Origin of the sequence: Streptomyces sp. NPDC006552 (assembly GCF_040611655.1) — a bacterium.
Lineage (GTDB): Bacteria > Actinomycetota > Actinomycetes > Streptomycetales > Streptomycetaceae > Streptomyces.
In genome coordinates this window covers 52,097-68,067 of record NZ_JBEXOS010000043.1, presented here as the reverse complement: position 1 = coordinate 68,067, position 15,971 = coordinate 52,097, and the positions used below count along the sequence as shown (strand labels likewise).

Here is a 15,971-nt window from a genome sequence, read left to right as displayed (position 1 = left end):
CGCATGGTCAAGGAGTACAAGGCCGAGCTGATGCACCCCTACTACGCGGCCGAGCGCGGCCTGGTCGACGACGTCATCGACCCCGCCGAGACCCGTGACGTACTCATCCGCTCGCTCGCGATGCTCCGGACCAAGCACGCCGATCTGCCGTCTCGTAAGCACGGCAATCCGCCGCAGTGACCCCCTGCACCCCCGCATCACCACGGCGGGCCGGAGCCACGGCTCCCGACCGCCGAAGGCCACAGGAGAAGTTGAATGGTCAAGCAGGAACGTGCGGTGCGCACGAGGAAGTCGTTGATCCAGGCCGCGGCCGCGGTCTTCGCGGAGGAGGGGTACGTCCCCTCCTCCCTCGCGACGATCAGCAAGCGGGCAGGTGTCAGCAACGGCGCGCTGCACTTCCACTTCGCGAACAAGAAGGCGCTCGCCCAGGCCGTCGAGGAAGCGGCCGTCGAGGTGATCCGCCAGCTCGTCCAGGTCTCGGACCGCAGCGGGACGAACGCGCTCCAGTCCCTCGTCGACGCCACGCACGGGCTGGTGGGCCGTCTCCTGGAGGACATCGTCGTCCGGGCCGGATTCGATCTCAGCGCCGAACGCGCCCTGGGCGGCGACACCGCGCTGATGCGTACCTGGCAGGCGTGGGTCGAGGAGACGATGCGCCGCGCCGAGGCGGACGGGCATCTGGCCCCCGGCGTGGAGCCGGACGACGCCGCCGCGGCGATCGTGGCGGTGACCGTCGGCCTGGAGGTGCTGGCCGGCGGCGATCCGCAGTGGCTCGCCGAGCGGCGGATCGTGGGGTTCTGGAAGCTCCTGCTGTCCGGTATCGCCACCGATGACGTCCTGGTCTCCGCCTGGCCCGCGGGGGGCAGGGCCCAGACCGCGGTGGACGTCCTGGAGCGGTAGCGGCCCCTCCTGGTACCCGCGGCACGGGTACGAGGAGGGGCCGCGAGGTCAACGGGCCTGCGGGGGCGGCTGGTTGTCCAACGTGAGGGCGGTGCAGCGCACACCGCCGCCGCCCTTGCGCAGCTCCGTGGTGTCCAGCTCGACCACGTCGAGACCGCGTTCGCGCAGCGTGTCGCGGAGCCGCGGCGCGCCGGTGGTCATGGTCACCGTGGCGCCGTCGCTGATCAGGTTCAGGGCGAACGTACTCGCCTCGTCCACGCCCACCTCGATCAGATCGAGCCCCAGGGCGCGCAGCCGCTGCCCGCTCGGGCCGTCCAGCGCCTGGGGGCAGTAGGCGACGGTGTGCGCGTCGATCACCGCGAGGGTGAGGTCCAGGTCGTACCACTGCTCGCCGGTCGTGCGCAGCGCCACCACGTCGTACCCGAGCACGTCGGCCAGGACCCCGTGCATCCGGCGGTCGGTGCGCTGCCCGTACCCGGCGAGCAGGAACGGCCCGCACGGCAGCGCGTCGCCCTGGCCGCTGAAGTCGTACGGCGCGTCCAGCACGTCGAAACCATGGCCCCTGAGCCAGGCCCGGAAGTGCGGTATCTCGGGGCGGCGGGCGGCCGGCGGCGCGCCGAGGACCGCGCGCCGCGCGCTCACGAAGGCGCCGTTGGCCGTGTACACCATGTCCGGGCACTCCCGGGCCGACTCCATGCGGCTGACCGTCCGGCCGGCCGCCACGTGCGCCTTCTCGATGGCCTCGTGCTCGGCGAGCACGGCCAGGCCGTCCGGCTGGACACCGGTGTCCATGTACGGGTTGATGACGTAGTCGATGCGGAAATGCGTGGCGTCGCACATCAGCAGTTCCGAATTCAAAGAGGCCTCCAGAAGGCTTACGGCGTACGCGGCATCGCGAAAACCGTGTGCGTACCCGGATTCCGCGCACGACCGACGGGCAGGGAACACGGCGGGAACCGGCGGTACGGATACCGCGGGCCGGCCGCCGACTTCCCCGCCTGTCACAGGAGTTCACGGGCGTGATGGCGAGTATCGCCACGCCCCGAATCCGCCGGCAACGCCTCTGATTCCCGGCGTCCGTCCCGCCGGCGGGACACCTTGCGCGGCGGCTGCCTGGAGGTCTGCGCCTCGCCGCCCGCGCCCACCCCACCGCGCTTTCCGTCCGCTGTAGCCCTGCTCCGGTGCTTTTCGAGAGCGCTGTCCCAGAGTGGTGCGTGGCGGTAGCACCGCCCTGCGGCCCGCCCTCCCCATTCCCCCATCCGGAGGGCGGGCTACGCACGTGGGAAATCCGTGCGCGCCCCGGCGGCTGAGAGCCGATGGGGCAGGGCTGCAGAGCCGCTAAAGAATTCGGCACCCGTCTCGCGGGCGGCGCTACCGTGCTCGGACAAGGCGAAAGCGTTTCGCTGCGTGAGAGGGGGTAGGGGCCCTGCCCCGGGATGCCCATGAACAACGGCCGTGCCACCGCGGAGCGCCGCGCCGACCCGTCGATGACCGTGGTCGTCGACCCCGGACAGTCGCCCCATCACGTCCCGCCCGTCCTGGAGGTCCGTGGCCCGCTGCCCGCGGACCGGGTCTCGGCGGCGCTCGACCACGCCGCCCGGCGCACCCCCGGCGGCCCCTGGCGCCACCGGTTGCAGCGGCTCGGACCCGACCACCACCTGCTGCACGTCGAACCCCGGCCGCGGACCCCGGCGGGCGGCGACGGTCCGCTCGAGCGCCCCGGCCCCTTCCCGGCCGGACTCGTCGCCGACCTGCTCACCGCCCGCGGCGGACCGGCCGTCCCGCTCGCCCCGGCCCAGCTCGGCCTGGTCCGGGCGGCCGCGGACACCCCGGCCGAGCCGCTCGTCAGAGCGGTGAACGCGACCGAGCCGTTCGACCCGGCCGAGGTGGACGGCGCCCTGCGCGCCCTGGCCCGGGCGCACCCGCTGCTCGGTGCCCGGATCGAGGCGCGGGACGGCGGCGGCATCCACCCGGTGCCGCTCGTCCGCGCGCCCGCGTGCGTGGACCTCACCGGTGTCGCGCGGGCCCGCGAGCACGAGGCCGTCGCCGCCGCGGCCCGCCGCCTCGACCCCGCCGCCGGTGACACCCTGTGCGCCCTGCTGCTGCGCAAGCGGCGCAGGCTCGTGGTGCTGGCCCACGAACTCGTCGCCGACCAGCACTCCCTGGACATCCTGATGGCCGAGCTGCGGGCCGCCCTCGCCCGGCCCGGCGAGGAACCGGCGGCCGAGGACGTGCGGTACACGGACTGGAGCGCGGCGCTGCCCGTCGTCGCCACCGCACCCCGCGAGACCGACCGCTGGCACACCGTCGCCGAAGGCCGGGCGGCCGCCCGCGCGTTCCGTCCGCGCGCCCCGCTGCCGGCCGGCGAGCCGCGCCGCCACCCCGGCTTCGCCCTGGGCCGCGCGGCCACCGCCCGGCTGAGCGGCGCCGTCTCCCGGCGCTACGGCCTCACCCCCGCCCAACTGCTCACCGGAGCCATGGGACTCGCCCTCATCCGGTGGCGGGGCACCGAGCGTGCCTCGTTCGACGTGTGTGTCGACGGCCGCCAGGGCGGCCCGGCGCTCGCCCGGACGGTCGGGCCGCTCGTCGAGACCGAGCCGGTGCTGCTCGACGGCGGCCGCGAGGAGGCCGCGCGCTCCTTCCTCTCCCGGTCCGCGGCGGTCCTCGGTGACCTGGGGCGCGGCGCGTTCGGCGCGTGCCGCGAGTACGCCCCCGACCCGATGCTCCGGCTCGCGCTGCGCGAGCCCGTACCGGTGCTGGTGCGGTTCACCCCGGACGCGCGCGTCCGCGCGCCCCGGCAGGCGCAGCGGGGCGCCGTCTCGTACGCGCTCGACGTCGACGCCCGGGTCCGCGGCGGCCGGCTGTGTGTCGGGCTCGACTGGCTGCCCGCCGCCCGTGACGGCGTCGGCGAGGAGTCGGCCGCCCGGCTGCTGAGCGCGGTGCGGGACGTCCTGGAGGAGCTGGCCGAAGGCGCCGGCGCCGTGCCCGCCGCGACGACCGCCGTCACCGCCACCCCGGTCCAGCGCGAACTGCTGGCCGACGCCGACGCGCACCCCGGGACCGGCCGGCAGATCGAACAGCTCAGCTGGGTCTGGCACGGGCCGCTGGACCCCGACCGGTTCACGGCGGCCTGGCAGGCCGTCTTCGACCGGGAGGCCGCCCTGCGGTCGGCGTTCGACCACGGCCCGGACCCCATGATCACCATTCACGACCGGATCGTGCCGGAGGTGGTGCGCATCACGCACGCCGGCGCCCGGCCCGACGCCTTCATGGCCGACCGCAGACGCGGACTCGACCCGCGCTCCCCGGGACCGCTGCGGATCACCCTGCTCGACGGCCCCTGGGACGACGGCACGACCGTGCGGGCCACGCGCGTGCTGCTCACGTACCACCTGGCGCTGCTCGACACCTGGAGCGTGCGGCTACTCGTGGCGGAGTTCTGCCGCGCCTACCTCACGGACGGCCCGCTGCCGGGCGGCGACCGGCGCCCCGACGTCCGGGACCACGCCCACTGGATCGAGGCCCAGGACCTCGCCGCGGCCCGGGACTTCTGGCTCCGCTCCGACCTGCGCCCCGCGGCCCCGGTGCCGGCCCGCTCCCCGGCCACGCCCGCCGCCGGGGAGAGCGGTCCCGGGCGGTCCCGGGTACGGCTCACCTCCGCCGAGGCCGCCCGTCTCGACGCGTGGGCCGCCCGGTGGGGCGCCACGGAGAGCGGCGCGCTCCAGGCCGCCTGGGCGCTGCTGCTGTACCGGGCCGCGGGCGCCGACGGTTCGATGCCGGTGCGGTTCAGCGTGGCGGTCTCCGGGCGGGGCATCCCGCTGGAGGGCGTGGAGCTGCTGCCCGGTGCCCTGCGCAACTCGCTGCCCGTCTCGGTCGAGGTCGACCCCGCCGCCACCGTGCCCGACCTGCTGGCCGCCCTGCGCGACCAGGCCATCGACCTGTCCTCCTACGAGTGGGTCTCGGCCGGTCAGATCCACGGCTGGACCACCGGTAAGGACACCTCCCCGGCGCCCGGCCGGACGACCGAGAGCCTGCTCGTCTTCGAGAGCGGCCTCGACCCGCTGCGCCGGCTGGAGGCCTCCTTCGCCGCCCACGGCATCCGGATGGAGTTCCCCGAGACCACGGGCGCCGCGAACGCCTTCCCGGTCACGCTCGTCGCCCGCCGCGACGGGGCCGGCGGCCTGATGCTCTCCGTGATCCACGACCGCGCCCGCCTCGCGGACGGCACCACTCTGCTCGCCGACTGCGCCGACCTGCTGCGCGAACTGCCCCACGAGGCCGACGAGTCGACCCCCATCGCCGAACTCCTCGACGAACTGTCGGTGACGGCCTCCGCCCAGCCCGCTTTCCTGACCCTGCGGCAGGGGGAGGGGGCGGGCGGAGTCATCTGCCTGGTGCCGTCACCGGGCGCGCCCCGGGCCTGGTACACCCGGCTGTCCCGGCAGTACGCGGGGCCGGAGACGGTCATCCTGCTGCGCCAGGCGCCGGACGGCCCCAGGGCCTGGCACGGCGCGCTGCGCGCCCTGGCCGAGGCGGGCAGGCAGCCGCTGCTGGTCGCCTTCTCGGGCGGCGGGGCGGACGCGTACGAGACGGCCCGGCGCCTCGCGGCGGACGGCTGCCGCACCAGAGCCGTCGTCCTGGCGGCCGGCGCGGACACCGACGCGGCGGTGGGCGACCTGGCGCGGCTGCTCGGTGAGGCGGCCCGGCAGCCCGCCCACGACTGAGAGCCCCCGGCCGGTTCAGGCCGAGGCGGGGGCCGGGCCGGCGATCACCGGGTGGTCACCGGCGAGCGGCCCCGAGGCGGACGCGCCGCCCGGGGAGCCGATCTCTTCGAACACCTCGGCGGCGGCGGGTCCGAACGGCGCCCACTGCTGCGGCAGGTCGTCCTCGTAGAAGACCGCCTCGACCGGGCAGACCGGCTCGCAGGCGCCGCAGTCGACGCATTCCTCGGGGTGGATGTAGAGCATGCGCGGACCCTCGTAGATGCAGTCCACGGGGCATTCCTCGATGCACGCCTTGTCCTGGACGTCGACGCAGGGCTGAGCGATCACGTACGTCATGGGTGTGGCGCCCTCTCGATGGAATCCGGATGCTCGCAGCCCCGTCATTCGAGCGGCCGCGACTCGTGACGAACTGGAGCGGGGATCGGCCCGTGGGGGAGGGGTGGGCGGGCCGATACCGCCCCGCCCACCCCAAGAACAGACCGCAAGGACTGCTTTAGCTGCGGTTTTGTGTGGTCGAAGCGTCAACTTTCCCTGTTTTCCTGTACGGCGTATGTCTCATTCGGGCTATTTTCAGCCCTTAACTTGCACTCCGAGCGATCCTTGAGGTGGCATGAGGAAGTATTAAAACAGCGCGGACGGTTTGGTATTGACAAACCGTCCGTCCTGTTTTTAACTCGACCTACCGAGACAGAGAGCGGAACGTGCCTCGGGGGACTGATGACTCATGCACGAAGAGGGGACACGGCGTGGACATCGAAGTACTCGGCACGTTGGCCGTCAGGGAGAACGGGGTCTCGGTGGCACCGAGGGCGCCCAAGCCGCGACAGGTGCTGGCTCTGCTGGCCCTCCACGCCGACCAGGTCGTCCCGGTCGCCTCGCTCATGGAGGAGCTCTGGGGCGACTGCCCGCCGCGCAGCGCGCGCACCACACTGCAGACCTACGTACTGCAGCTGCGGGAGATGATCGCGACAGCGCTGGAGAAGGACCCGGAGGGCGCCCCGGCGCGCACCCCCAAGGACGTGCTCGCGACCGCGCCGGGCGGCTATGTGCTGCACACCTCCGGCGGCTCCAGCGACGTACGCGAGTTCGACCGGCTCGCCGGGCTCGGCTACCGCGCCATGGACGCGGGCGACTTCCCGCGCGCGGCCCGTGAGCTGGGCGACGCCCTCGCCCTGTGGGGCGGCTCCGCCCTCGCCGACGTGCAGTCGGGGCCACAGCTGGAGATGCAGGCCAAGCGCCTGGAGGAGACCCGGCTGTGCGCGCTCGACCAGCGCATCGAGGCCGACCTGCGGCTCGGCCGGCACCGTGAACTCCTCGGCGAACTGACCGTCCTGGTCAGCCGCTACCGCACGCACGAGAACCTGCACGCCCAGTTCATGCTCGCCCTGCACCGCTCGGGACGCCGCAGCGAGGCGCTCGACGTCTACCAGCGGCTGCGGGTGACGCTCGTCCGCGAGCTGGGACTCGAGCCCTCGTCCGGTCTGCGCCGGTTGCAGCGCTCGATCCTCATGGCCGGTCCCGAGCACACCACGGAGACGGCCGGCGCCGATCACGAGCGCCTGACCCGGGTGGGCTGACCGCCGCACCCGAAGGTTCTTGGCCCCTCCAGCACCGGGAGAGATGAGCGGCGATGCAGGCCAGGTCGGAACGGACACGGCACAACCTGATCCAGGCGGGCGCGCGCATGTTCGACGAGTACGGCTACGCCAGCGCCACCCTGGGACGGATCGTCGCGGTCACCGGCGTGACGAAGGGCGCCTTGTACTTCCACTTCGCGTCCAAGGACGAGCTCGCCGACGCCGTGCAGCGCGAAGGCAGCGCCCGGCTCGTGGAGTTCCTGCGGCAGCGGGAGGAGTCCGGCGTCCCGCCCGTACAGGTACTGATCGACATGACGCACTGGCTGTCCCGCGCACTGCGCGACGACCCGGTCGTCGGCGCCGGACTGCGGATCACCCACGAGTGCGTCGACCGGGAACCCCCGGTCACCGACTTCCACCGGGTCTGGAACCGCGAAGTACTGCGGCTGCTGCGCCGGGCCGCGGAGAGCGGCACCCTGCGCGACGACGGACGCGGCGAGGGAGCGGCGACGCTGCTGTGGGCGATGGTGTGCGGGCTCGCCGCCGTGGCCAGGGCAGTGCCCCGTGACGAACTCGGCCCGCGGCTCGCCGCCTCGTGGGAACTGCTCCTCACCCTGCTCGTACCGCCCGACGAGGTGGCCCGGTACCGCACCCGCGCGCCCGAGCCCCTGGGAGACCTGGCCGGCGTCAGGTGACACCCACCCCACCCAGGACCCATAGGAGCCCCACCATGTCCCGCGAACAGCTGACCGCCCGCTCGGCGGTGCCCGCCGCCCACGACGCCGACGTGCTCACCGAGGTCGTGCGCATCCTCGCCGACGTCCTGCACATCAAGCCGGAGAAGATCGACCCGGAGCACACGTTCCGCACCTGTGGCGTCGACTCGCTGCTCTCCGTCGAGTACGTCGCCACTGTCAACGCCCACTTCGGCACCGCGATCAAGGCCGCCGCCCTCCTCGACCACCCCACCCCGCTGGGCTTCGCCCGCCACATGGCACGCGAGACGGCGCCGGCCGGCCCGGCCCCCGCGCCGATGATGCCGATGGCGGTGCCCATGCCGATGGCGATGCCGCCCGGCGCGGCGCCGCGGACCCAGGCGCCCGCGGCCCCCGTCACCCTGCCCGCGCCGCCCGTCCTGGACGTCCTGCGCGAGGAGATCGCCCGCATCCTGTGCTGCGACCCGTGGGACATCGACACCTCCGAACCGTTCACCGCCCTCGGCCTGGACCCGCAGCTGGCCGCGGAGTTCGTCTCCGTCATCAACCTCGTCTACCGGCTGGAGGAGCGCCCCGGGGCGCTGTACGAGCACCCGGACCTCATGGCGCTGGCTGCCCACATCTCGGCGCAGCTGCCCGTGGGCCCCGATCCGGCCGCCGTGGCGCAGCACGGGAGCGAGGGGTCGGTCCCGATGGAGGAGCTGTTCGACGCGGTGCGCGACGGACGGATCACCGTGGACCAGGCCCTCGGCCTGATGCCCCGTCAGGACTGAGGCGACGGACGGCGGAAGACAGACGGCAGAGGACAGACGGCAGACTGACATGGACCTGTACGCCATATCCCACCGAGGCGGGGCCGGCCGCGACGGAGAGGCGGCCTCATGACGTCTCCCGCACCGGTGGAGCGGCCCGAGCGGGAGATACGGACCACGGCCCCCGTCAAGCTGTGGTTCTGCCCCAACGAGGCCCTCGCCCCCGCCATCGCCGCCGTGCTCGCGTCGCGCTGGCTGGACGAACAGGAACAGGAGACCGCCGGGCGCTTCCTGTTCGACCGTGACCGGCGCCAGTACCTGGTCGCGCACGCGCTCGTGCGCCGCGTCCTGGCCCTGGAGAGCGGCATCCCCGAGGCGGAGGCCGTGCTCTGGCGCTCGTCGCGGGGCCGGCCGTTCCTGCGCAAGCCCGTGGAAGGACTCCCGCGCGGCGGCCGGGAACTGGACTTCAACCTGTCGCACGCCGGCGGGTACAACCTGCTCGGGGTGGTGCGCCGCCACCGCATCGGCGTCGACGTGGAACGGCTCGACCGCGACGGCCGCGGCTTCGACAGCATCGTGGAGAGCTTCGCGCCCGAGGAGATCGCCTGGGTGGCCGCGGCCGCCCCCGGCCGGGCGCGCGACCGCAGGATCCTGCGGCTGTGGACGCTCAAAGAGGCGTATGCCAAGGCGCGCGGCCTCGGCCTCGGACTCTCCTTCGACTCCTTCGCGTTCACGCTCGCCGAGGACAAGGGCGTGCTCGCCTTCCGGCCACCGGACGACGAACCCCCGGGGCGGTGGCGCTTCGCGGAGCTGGAGCCCGAACCGGACGTCCTGGTCGCCGTCACCGTCATGACGGGCTCCGACGAACAGGTCGTACTCGACCTGCACCACGGCTTCCCCTGGAGCCGCGACGCCCCCCGGCGCGAACCCCTGCCACCGTCGGTGGGAGCGCCCTGAGAGGTACCGCCGCGGATGCCCCGAGCTGACCGGGAACCCGCCGTCCGAGGGGGCGCCGCCCCCGCCGGACGGCGGGGGCACAGCCATGTCCGGGGCCGGGTCCGGCACCCCCGGCGGCCGCCGTGGAGACGGACTTGAGCTGCGGTGGAGATACCGGAGGCGGCCATGAGAACAGGGCTACGGTGCGACGCGCCGGTGGTTTCGAACCACCGCGGACTCGACCGGGTATGGGAGGAAGCCGTGCAGATTCAGGTTCTGGGCCCGTTGAGCGCCGACGTCAACGGGGTGTCCATCGTGCCGACCGCCGGCAAGCCGAGGCAGATTCTCGCGCTGTTGTCGTTCTATCCGGGCCGCGTCGTGCCGGTGTCCACGCTCATGGAAGAGATCTGGGGCAGCAACATGCCCCAGAGTGCGATGACCACGCTGCAGACCTACATACTGCAGCTGCGCCGACGACTCGGCACGGCGATGGGGCCGGGCGCGCCCGGCACCGCCAAGGACGTGCTCGCGACCCGGCACGGCGGATACCTCCTTCAGGTGTCCCCCGACTGCGTCGACGTGCACCGCTACGAACAACTCGTCACCGGGGGCCAGGCGGCGTTCGAGACGGGCGACGACGAGCAGGCCGCGGCCCAGTTCCGCGCCGCGCTCGCCATGTGGGACGGCACCGCCCTGGTGGATGTCGGCACCGGCCCGATCCTGGAGATCGAGGTGATGCGGCTGGAAGAGAGCCGGCTCGTCACCGTCGAGCGCCGCATCGACGCCGATCTGCGGCTCGGCCGGCACTCCGAGGTCATCGCCGAACTCGCCGACCTGATCGCCCGCCACCCCCAGCACGAGGGACTCCACTCGCAGGCGATGGTGGCGCTGTACCGCTCCGGGCGCCAGGCCACCGCGCTCGACGTCTACCGCAAGCTGCGCCTGCGGCTCGTGGAGGACCTCGGCGTCGAGCCCTCGCCCCAGCTCCAGCGCCTGCACCAGGCGATGCTCTCGGTCGACCCGGCCCTCGACGTCGTCTGCGGCCCGCGCCGCGGCTCCACCTTCAGCCTGTACGCGGCCTGAGCGCCCGGCACGTGCCGTACGACCCGGAGGAGAACGCCGCATGTCCGACGAACGGCCCCTGCGCATCCACTGCTTCGCCCACGCCGGGGCAGGGGTCTCCTCCTTCGCCGGCTGGAGCCGCGGCCTCGGCCACGGCGCCGTCGCCGTCCCGCACCTGCTGCCCGGCCGCGACCACCGGCGCCGCGAGCCGCGCCTCACCGGCCGCGACGCCCTGCTCGCCGAACTGCTGCCGCGGCTGACGGCGGACGACGAGACACGCCAGGACCCCTACCTGCTCTACGGGCACAGCCTGGGCGCCCTGGTCGCCTACACACTCGCCCGGGCCCTGCGCGAAGCGGGTCTGCCCGCCCCTGCCCTGCTCGTCGTCGGCGCCTGCCCGCCGCCGGACCGGGCCGTGGGGCTCTCCGACGCCTGCCGTGCCCCGGACGAGGAGGTGCTGCGGCTCCTCGGCGGCCTCGGGGGACTGCCTGGCGGCGCCGAGCCCGGCGGGATCTGGCACCGCGTCGTCCTGCCCGTGCTCCGCGACGACCTGCTGCTCGCCGACGCCCTGCGCGCCGCGGCCCGCCGGCCCTCGTCCGCGGGCACGCTCGACGTACCGGTGCTGGCCGTCGCGGGCCGCGACGACCCGCTGGCCCCGCCCGACGCGGTGGCCGGGTGGCGGCGCTGGACCACCGGACCGTTCGCGCGGCGCACGGTGCCGGGCGACCACTTCTTCGTACGCGAGCGTGAACTGCCGCGCCTGATCGGGCGCGCGGGCCGGGTGGTGCGGCGCCTCGCACCCGTCACCGCCGGCCGATGAGCGACCGACGGCCGGTGACGCGTGCGACCGGAACCGGCCCACGACCCGCACAGGAGCCGACTGACATGAAGGGCAACCGATGAGACGAGTCGTCATCACCGGCATCGGGGTGGTCGCGCCGGGCGGCGTGGGCAGAGAGGCATTCTGGTCGCTGCTCTCCGAAGGGCGTACCGCCACCCGCCGCATCACCCTGTTCGACGCCGCCACGTTCCGCTCGCAGATCGCCGCCGAGGCCGACTTCGACCCGGCCGCGCACGGCTTCGCCCCCGCCGAGGCCCGCCGCCTGGACCGGGTCGCCCAGTTCGCCCTGGTCGCCGCCCGCGAGGCCGTCGCCGACAGCGGGCTCGCGGGCGGCGCCGACGGGGAGCGCACCGGCGTCACCCTGGGCACCGCGGTCGGCTGCAGCACCGGCCTGGACGAGGTGTACGGGCACGTCAGCGAGGCCGGCAGCCGCTGGCTCATCGACCACACCCGGGCCGAGGCCCGGCTCGGCGACTACCTCGTGCCGAGTTCGGTGGCGGCCGAAGTGGCGCGCGACAGCGGCGCCTTGGGGCCGGTCTCCGTCGTCTCCACCGGCTGCACCTCCGGGCTCGACGCGCTCGGCCACGCCGTCGAACTGATCCGCGAGGGCAGCGCCGACGTGATGGTGGCGGGCGCCGCCGAGGCACCCATCACCCCCATCACGCTCGCCTCGTTCGACGCGATCCGCGCCACCTCCGTGCACAACGACGACCCCGGGACCGCCTCCCGGCCCTTCGACCGGACCCGCAACGGGTTCGTGCTCGGCGAGGGCAGCGCGGTGCTCGTCCTGGAGGAGTACGAGCGGGCGCTGCGCCGCGGGGCCCGCGTCTACGCGGAGATCGCCGGGTTCGCCACCCGCTCCAACGCGTACCACATGACCGGACTGCGCCTGGACGGCGACGAGATGGCCGAGGCCATCCGGATCGCCCTCGACGAGGCCCGCCTGGACGCCACCGCCGTCGACTACGTCAACGCCCACGGCTCGGGCACCCGGCAGAACGACCAGCACGAGACGGCCGCGTTCAAGACGAGCCTGGGGCAGCACGCGCACCGGGTACCGGTCAGCTCCATCAAGTCGATGATCGGCCACTCGCTCGGCGCGATCGGCGCCCTGGAGATCGCCGCCAGCGCCCTGGCCATCACCCACGACACGGTGCCGCCCACCGCCAACCTGCACGACCCCGACCCGGCCTGCGACCTCGACTACACGCCGCTGACCGCGCGCGAGCAGCGTACCGACACCGTGCTCAGCGTCGGCTCCGGCTTCGGCGGGTTCCAGAGCGCGATGGTGCTCACCACCCGGCGCCTGGGGGTGGCCGCGTGACCGCCACCGCCACCGAACACACCGGCCTGATGGAGTGGCGCGGCGTGCGCGCGGCCGTCACCGGACTCGGCGTCGTCGCCCCCGGCGGCATCGGCGTACGGGCCTGGTGGGAGGCGGCGCTGCGCGGCGAGAACGCCATCGCCCCCCTCACCCGCTTCGACGCCCGCGGCTACCCGGCCACCCTCGCCGGCGAGGTCACCGGCTTCGCCGACGAGGAGCACGTACCGGCGCGACTGCTGCCGCAGACGGACCGGGTGACACGGCTCTCGCTCGCCGCGGCCGCCGAGGCGCTGGCCGACGCGGACCTCGACCCGCGCAACCTGCCCGACTACGCCATGGGCGTCGTCACCGCCAACGCCATGGGCGGCTTCGAGTTCGGCCAGCGCGAACTGCAGGCGCTGTGGAGCAAGGGCCGCCGGCACGTGGGCGCCTACCAGTCCTTCGCCTGGTTCTACGCGGCCAACTCCGGCCAGATCTCCATCCGGCACGGACTGCGGGGGCCCAGCGGCGTCGTCGTCAGCGAACAGGCGGGCGGCCTGGACGCCGTGGCCCAGGCCCGCCGCCGGCTCCGCGGCGGCCTGCGGGCCGTGCTCACCGGCGGCTTCGACGCCGCCCTGTGCCCCTGGGGCTGGACCGCGCAACTGGCCGCGGGCGGCATGAGCACCCGCGACGACGCCCGCCGCGCCTACCTGCCCTTCGACGCCGACGCCTCGGGCCACGTGGCCGGTGAGGGCGGGGCCCTGCTCGTCCTGGAGGACGCCGACGCGGCCCGCGCCCGCGGCGCCGCCGTGCTCGGCACCGTGGCGGGCTGCGCCTCGACCTTCGACCCGGCGCCCGGCACCGGCGCCCCCCGGCTGCTCGCCGCGGCCCGGCTCGCCCTGGAGGACGCCCGGATCGCACCCGCGGACGTGGACGTGGTCTTCGCCGACGCGGCGGGCGAGCGGAACGCCGACCGGGCCGAGGCCGCGGCCCTCGCCGAGCTGTTCGGCCCCCGCGCGGTCGCCGTCACCGCCCCCAAGTCGCTGACCGGACGGCTGGGTTCGGGCGGCTCCGCCCTCGACCTCGCGGCCGCCCTGTGCGCGCTGCGCGACCAGGTGATCCCGCCGACGACGGGCGCCGTACGGGTCGCCGACGACTGTCCCGTGGACCTGGTGACCGGCGCCGCGCGCCCGGCCCGGCTGCGGCACGCCCTGGTCCTGGCCAGGGGGCGCGGCGGATTCAACGCGGCGACCGTCCTGCGCGGCCCCCACTGACGCAGAGCCCCGAAGACACCGAGAACATCAGACACCCGAGGAATGAGGACCACATGGAACGGCTGGAGCCGAGCGAACTCGCCCGCCTGCTGCGCGACGCCGCCGGCGGGGACGAGGGCACCGCCCTGGACGACGACAACCTGGACACCTCCTTCCTGGACCTGGGCTATGACTCCCTGGCGCTGCTCCAGGTCACCGGTGTCGTCGAGCGCGACCACGACGTGCTGCTCGACGAGGACGCGCTGGCCGACGCCCAGACGCCGCGCCAGTACCTCGATCTCGTCAACGCGGCGCTGGCCGCGCGGACAGCGGCTTGAGCGCGGCCACCGCGGGCCGGTTCAGCGAGGTCGCCGACGGCGTGCACGCCTATGTGCAGCCCGACGGCGGCTGGTGCCTGAACAACGCCGGGCTCCTCGTCGCGGACGACGCCTGTCTGCTGATCGACACCGTGGCCACCGAGGCACGCGCCCGCCGGCTCAGGGAGCAGGTGCTGCGGCTGGCGGGCCGGGCGCCGCGGTTCGTCGTCAACACCCACTTCCACGGCGACCACACCTTCGGCAACTTCGTCTTCCCCGAGGCCACGGTCGTCGGCCACGAACGGGCCCGGCAGGACGCCGCGGCGGCGGGAACGCATCTGACGGGCCTGTGGCCCGACGTGTGCTGGGGCGAGCTGGAGATCGTCGTGCCCGCTCTCACCTACCGGGACCGGATGGAGCTGCACCTGGGCGACCACCGGGCCCGGCTGCTGCACGTCGGCCCCGCCCACACCACCGGCGACACCGTCGTCTGGCTGCCCGGGCCCCGCGTGCTGTTCACCGGCGACGTGGTGATGGCCGGCGTCACGCCGTTCTGCCCGATGGGCTCCGTGTCGGGGTCGCTGCACGCCCTCGCGCAGCTGCGCGCCCTGGACGCCGTCACCGTCGTGCCGGGCCACGGCCCGGTCGGCGGCCCCGAGCTGTTCGACACCGACGAGGGGTACCTGCGCCGCCTGCAGCGGCTCGCGGCCGACGGCATCGCGGCGGGGCTCACCCCGCTGGAGACCGCCCGCGAGGCCGGCCCCGGCCCGTACGCGGAGCTGCTCGACGCCGAGCGCCTCGTGCCCAACCTGCACCGCGCCTACGCCGAAGCGCTCGGCGCCGCCCCGGGGGACCCGCTCGACATCCCCGCGCTCTTCCGCGAGATGGCCGAGCACCACGGCGGCCTGCCGGCCTGCCGGGCCTGAGCGCCGCCCCGCACCCGGCGCGCTCAGGCCGCCACCGCGGCGGCCGGGGCGAGGTCGTCGCGGGTGACCAGGCGGGAGCCGGTGCGCCACTTGCCGCGGGAGCGGACCAGCACGTCCTCCATCACGCACACCCGCGACACCCGTGACTCACCGCCGCGCGGCGTCGCGTACACCAGCGCGTAGGCGCGGGTCCGCAGCGTCCCGTCGGCCTGTGGCCGGACGTCGAGCATCCCGATCCAGTGCCGCAGCTGCTCCCCGCCGCGCTCCTGCTGCTCCCTGTTGCGGCGCACGTTCGCCGCGAGCGCGGCGCGTCCGCGCACCGGCTCGTCGAGGGTGGGCACGACGAAGACCGCGTCCTCCGTGAACGTGCCCGCCCAGCGCTCGGCGTCGTGGGCGTCGAAGAGCTGCATCTGGTGGGCGTAGAACTGCTGGATCGTCGCGTACAGCGCCCCGGACTCCTGCTCCGTGCGGGCGGCTCCGGCCGGTGTGAGCATCTCGATGGCCATGGTCGTCCCACGCTCCCGTCCCGGGCCCGCTCTCGGCACAGGCCCCTTGACTCGACTGCCGACACTGTCTGTGGCGCCGATCGAGCGCTCTTCGAAGATTCCTCAAGCGCTCCGGCCGACGGTGGTTACGTCCCGCGGTGACCAGCCGCCCCGCCGGA

16 protein-coding genes are annotated in these 15,971 nt (G+C 74.4%); 13 read left to right on the top strand and 3 right to left on the bottom strand.

All coding sequences use genetic code 11. From position 1 onward, the window contains the following. Both ABZY33_RS23700 and ABZY33_RS23695 read left to right on the top strand, forming a co-directional pair. Positions 1 to 180, top strand: a 180-nt coding sequence (locus ABZY33_RS23700) for a carboxyl transferase domain-containing protein (RefSeq protein WP_356493638.1), incomplete at its 5' end; no start/stop codon positions are given. A 75-nt stretch (positions 181 to 255) separates the two neighbouring features. After that, positions 256 to 900, top strand: a complete 645-nt coding sequence (locus tag ABZY33_RS23695; protein WP_356493637.1) for a ScbR family autoregulator-binding transcription factor — start codon at positions 256 to 258, stop codon at positions 898 to 900. 48 nt (positions 901 to 948) lie between these two features. On the opposite strand, the gene ABZY33_RS23690 is transcribed toward ABZY33_RS23695, so the two are convergent. Continuing rightward, positions 949 to 1,758, bottom strand: coding sequence for an arginine deiminase-related protein (locus tag ABZY33_RS23690; RefSeq protein ID WP_356493636.1), 810 nt, complete (start codon positions 1,756 to 1,758; stop codon positions 949 to 951). A 584-nt stretch (positions 1,759 to 2,342) separates the two neighbouring features. Between ABZY33_RS23690 and ABZY33_RS23685 the strand changes: the two genes are divergently transcribed. After that, complete coding sequence (locus ABZY33_RS23685; RefSeq protein ID WP_356493635.1) at positions 2,343 to 5,624, top strand: condensation domain-containing protein; 3,282 nt, start codon at positions 2,343 to 2,345, stop codon at positions 5,622 to 5,624. Between the two features lie 15 nt (positions 5,625 to 5,639). Here the strand turns inward: ABZY33_RS23685 and fdxA are convergent, their stop codons facing one another. Next, entirely contained in the window at positions 5,640 to 5,960 is a 321-nt protein-coding gene (gene fdxA, locus ABZY33_RS23680) for a ferredoxin (protein WP_356493634.1), read from the bottom strand. Between the two features lie 410 nt (positions 5,961 to 6,370). Here fdxA and ABZY33_RS23675 point away from each other — a divergent pair, with 410 nt between their 5' ends. The 10 genes from ABZY33_RS23675 (at position 6,371) to ABZY33_RS23630 (ending at position 15,307) form a co-directional block, all read left to right on the top strand. Further along, positions 6,371 to 7,201 carry an AfsR/SARP family transcriptional regulator gene (locus tag ABZY33_RS23675; RefSeq protein WP_356493633.1) on the top strand — a complete coding sequence of 277 codons (831 nt, stop codon included), beginning with the start codon at positions 6,371 to 6,373 and terminating at the stop codon, positions 7,199 to 7,201. Between the two features lie 53 nt (positions 7,202 to 7,254). Next, positions 7,255 to 7,896 (top strand): ScbR family autoregulator-binding transcription factor, encoded by a 642-nt coding sequence (locus ABZY33_RS23670; protein ID WP_356493632.1) that lies wholly within the window; start codon positions 7,255 to 7,257, stop codon positions 7,894 to 7,896. A gap of 35 nt (positions 7,897 to 7,931) precedes the next feature. Continuing rightward, on the top strand, positions 7,932 to 8,690 hold the full coding sequence (locus ABZY33_RS23665; protein WP_356493631.1) for an acyl carrier protein: 759 nt from the start codon (positions 7,932 to 7,934) through the stop codon (positions 8,688 to 8,690). A 108-nt stretch (positions 8,691 to 8,798) separates the two neighbouring features. Then, complete coding sequence (locus tag ABZY33_RS23660; protein ID WP_356493630.1) at positions 8,799 to 9,626, top strand: 4'-phosphopantetheinyl transferase superfamily protein; 828 nt, start codon at positions 8,799 to 8,801, stop codon at positions 9,624 to 9,626. A gap of 240 nt (positions 9,627 to 9,866) precedes the next feature. After that, positions 9,867 to 10,688, top strand: coding sequence for an AfsR/SARP family transcriptional regulator (locus ABZY33_RS23655; protein WP_356493629.1), 822 nt, complete (start codon positions 9,867 to 9,869; stop codon positions 10,686 to 10,688). A 40-nt stretch (positions 10,689 to 10,728) separates the two neighbouring features. Beyond that, positions 10,729 to 11,487: a thioesterase domain-containing protein gene (locus ABZY33_RS23650; protein ID WP_356493628.1), complete on the top strand. Its 759-nt coding sequence runs from the start codon at positions 10,729 to 10,731 to the stop codon at positions 11,485 to 11,487. A 79-nt stretch (positions 11,488 to 11,566) separates the two neighbouring features. Beyond that, the gene (locus ABZY33_RS23645) at positions 11,567 to 12,832 is read left to right on the top strand and encodes a beta-ketoacyl-[acyl-carrier-protein] synthase family protein (RefSeq protein WP_356493627.1); all 1,266 of its coding nucleotides are present in this window, start codon (positions 11,567 to 11,569) and stop codon (positions 12,830 to 12,832) included. A gap of 29 nt (positions 12,833 to 12,861) precedes the next feature. Further along, positions 12,862 to 14,085, top strand: coding sequence for a beta-ketoacyl synthase N-terminal-like domain-containing protein (locus ABZY33_RS23640; RefSeq protein ID WP_356493640.1), 1,224 nt, complete (start codon positions 12,862 to 12,864; stop codon positions 14,083 to 14,085). Between the two features lie 53 nt (positions 14,086 to 14,138). After that, a complete protein-coding gene (locus ABZY33_RS23635) occupies positions 14,139 to 14,402 on the top strand; it encodes an acyl carrier protein (RefSeq protein ID WP_356493626.1) in 264 nt (87 codons plus the stop codon). Beyond that, positions 14,399 to 15,307, top strand: a complete 909-nt coding sequence (locus ABZY33_RS23630) for an MBL fold metallo-hydrolase (protein ID WP_356493625.1) — start codon at positions 14,399 to 14,401, stop codon at positions 15,305 to 15,307. Before ABZY33_RS23635 ends, ABZY33_RS23630 begins: the two co-directional genes overlap by 4 nt. 23 nt (positions 15,308 to 15,330) lie before the next feature. Here ABZY33_RS23630 and ABZY33_RS23625 read toward each other — a convergent pair whose 3' ends face one another. Continuing rightward, the gene (locus ABZY33_RS23625; RefSeq protein WP_356493624.1) at positions 15,331 to 15,813 is read right to left on the bottom strand and encodes a nuclear transport factor 2 family protein; all 483 of its coding nucleotides are present in this window, start codon (positions 15,811 to 15,813) and stop codon (positions 15,331 to 15,333) included. Positions 15,814 to 15,971: the final 158 nt, after the last annotated feature.

Coding starts and splice junctions, on each gene's coding strand:
- ABZY33_RS23695 (WP_356493637.1), top strand. CDS start 256: ATGGTCAAGCAGGAACGTGCGGTGCGCACGAGGAAGTCGTTGATCCAG.
- ABZY33_RS23685 (WP_356493635.1), top strand. CDS start 2,343: ATGAACAACGGCCGTGCCACCGCGGAGCGCCGCGCCGACCCGTCGATG.
- fdxA (WP_356493634.1), bottom strand. CDS start 5,960: ATGACGTACGTGATCGCTCAGCCCTGCGTCGACGTCCAGGACAAGGCG.
- ABZY33_RS23670 (WP_356493632.1), top strand. CDS start 7,255: ATGCAGGCCAGGTCGGAACGGACACGGCACAACCTGATCCAGGCGGGC.
- ABZY33_RS23665 (WP_356493631.1), top strand. CDS start 7,932: ATGTCCCGCGAACAGCTGACCGCCCGCTCGGCGGTGCCCGCCGCCCAC.
- ABZY33_RS23660 (WP_356493630.1), top strand. CDS start 8,799: ATGACGTCTCCCGCACCGGTGGAGCGGCCCGAGCGGGAGATACGGACC.
- ABZY33_RS23650 (WP_356493628.1), top strand. CDS start 10,729: ATGTCCGACGAACGGCCCCTGCGCATCCACTGCTTCGCCCACGCCGGG.
- ABZY33_RS23645 (WP_356493627.1), top strand. CDS start 11,567: ATGAGACGAGTCGTCATCACCGGCATCGGGGTGGTCGCGCCGGGCGGC.
- ABZY33_RS23640 (WP_356493640.1), top strand. CDS start 12,862: ATGGAGTGGCGCGGCGTGCGCGCGGCCGTCACCGGACTCGGCGTCGTC.
- ABZY33_RS23635 (WP_356493626.1), top strand. CDS start 14,139: ATGGAACGGCTGGAGCCGAGCGAACTCGCCCGCCTGCTGCGCGACGCC.
- ABZY33_RS23625 (WP_356493624.1), bottom strand. CDS start 15,813: ATGGCCATCGAGATGCTCACACCGGCCGGAGCCGCCCGCACGGAGCAG.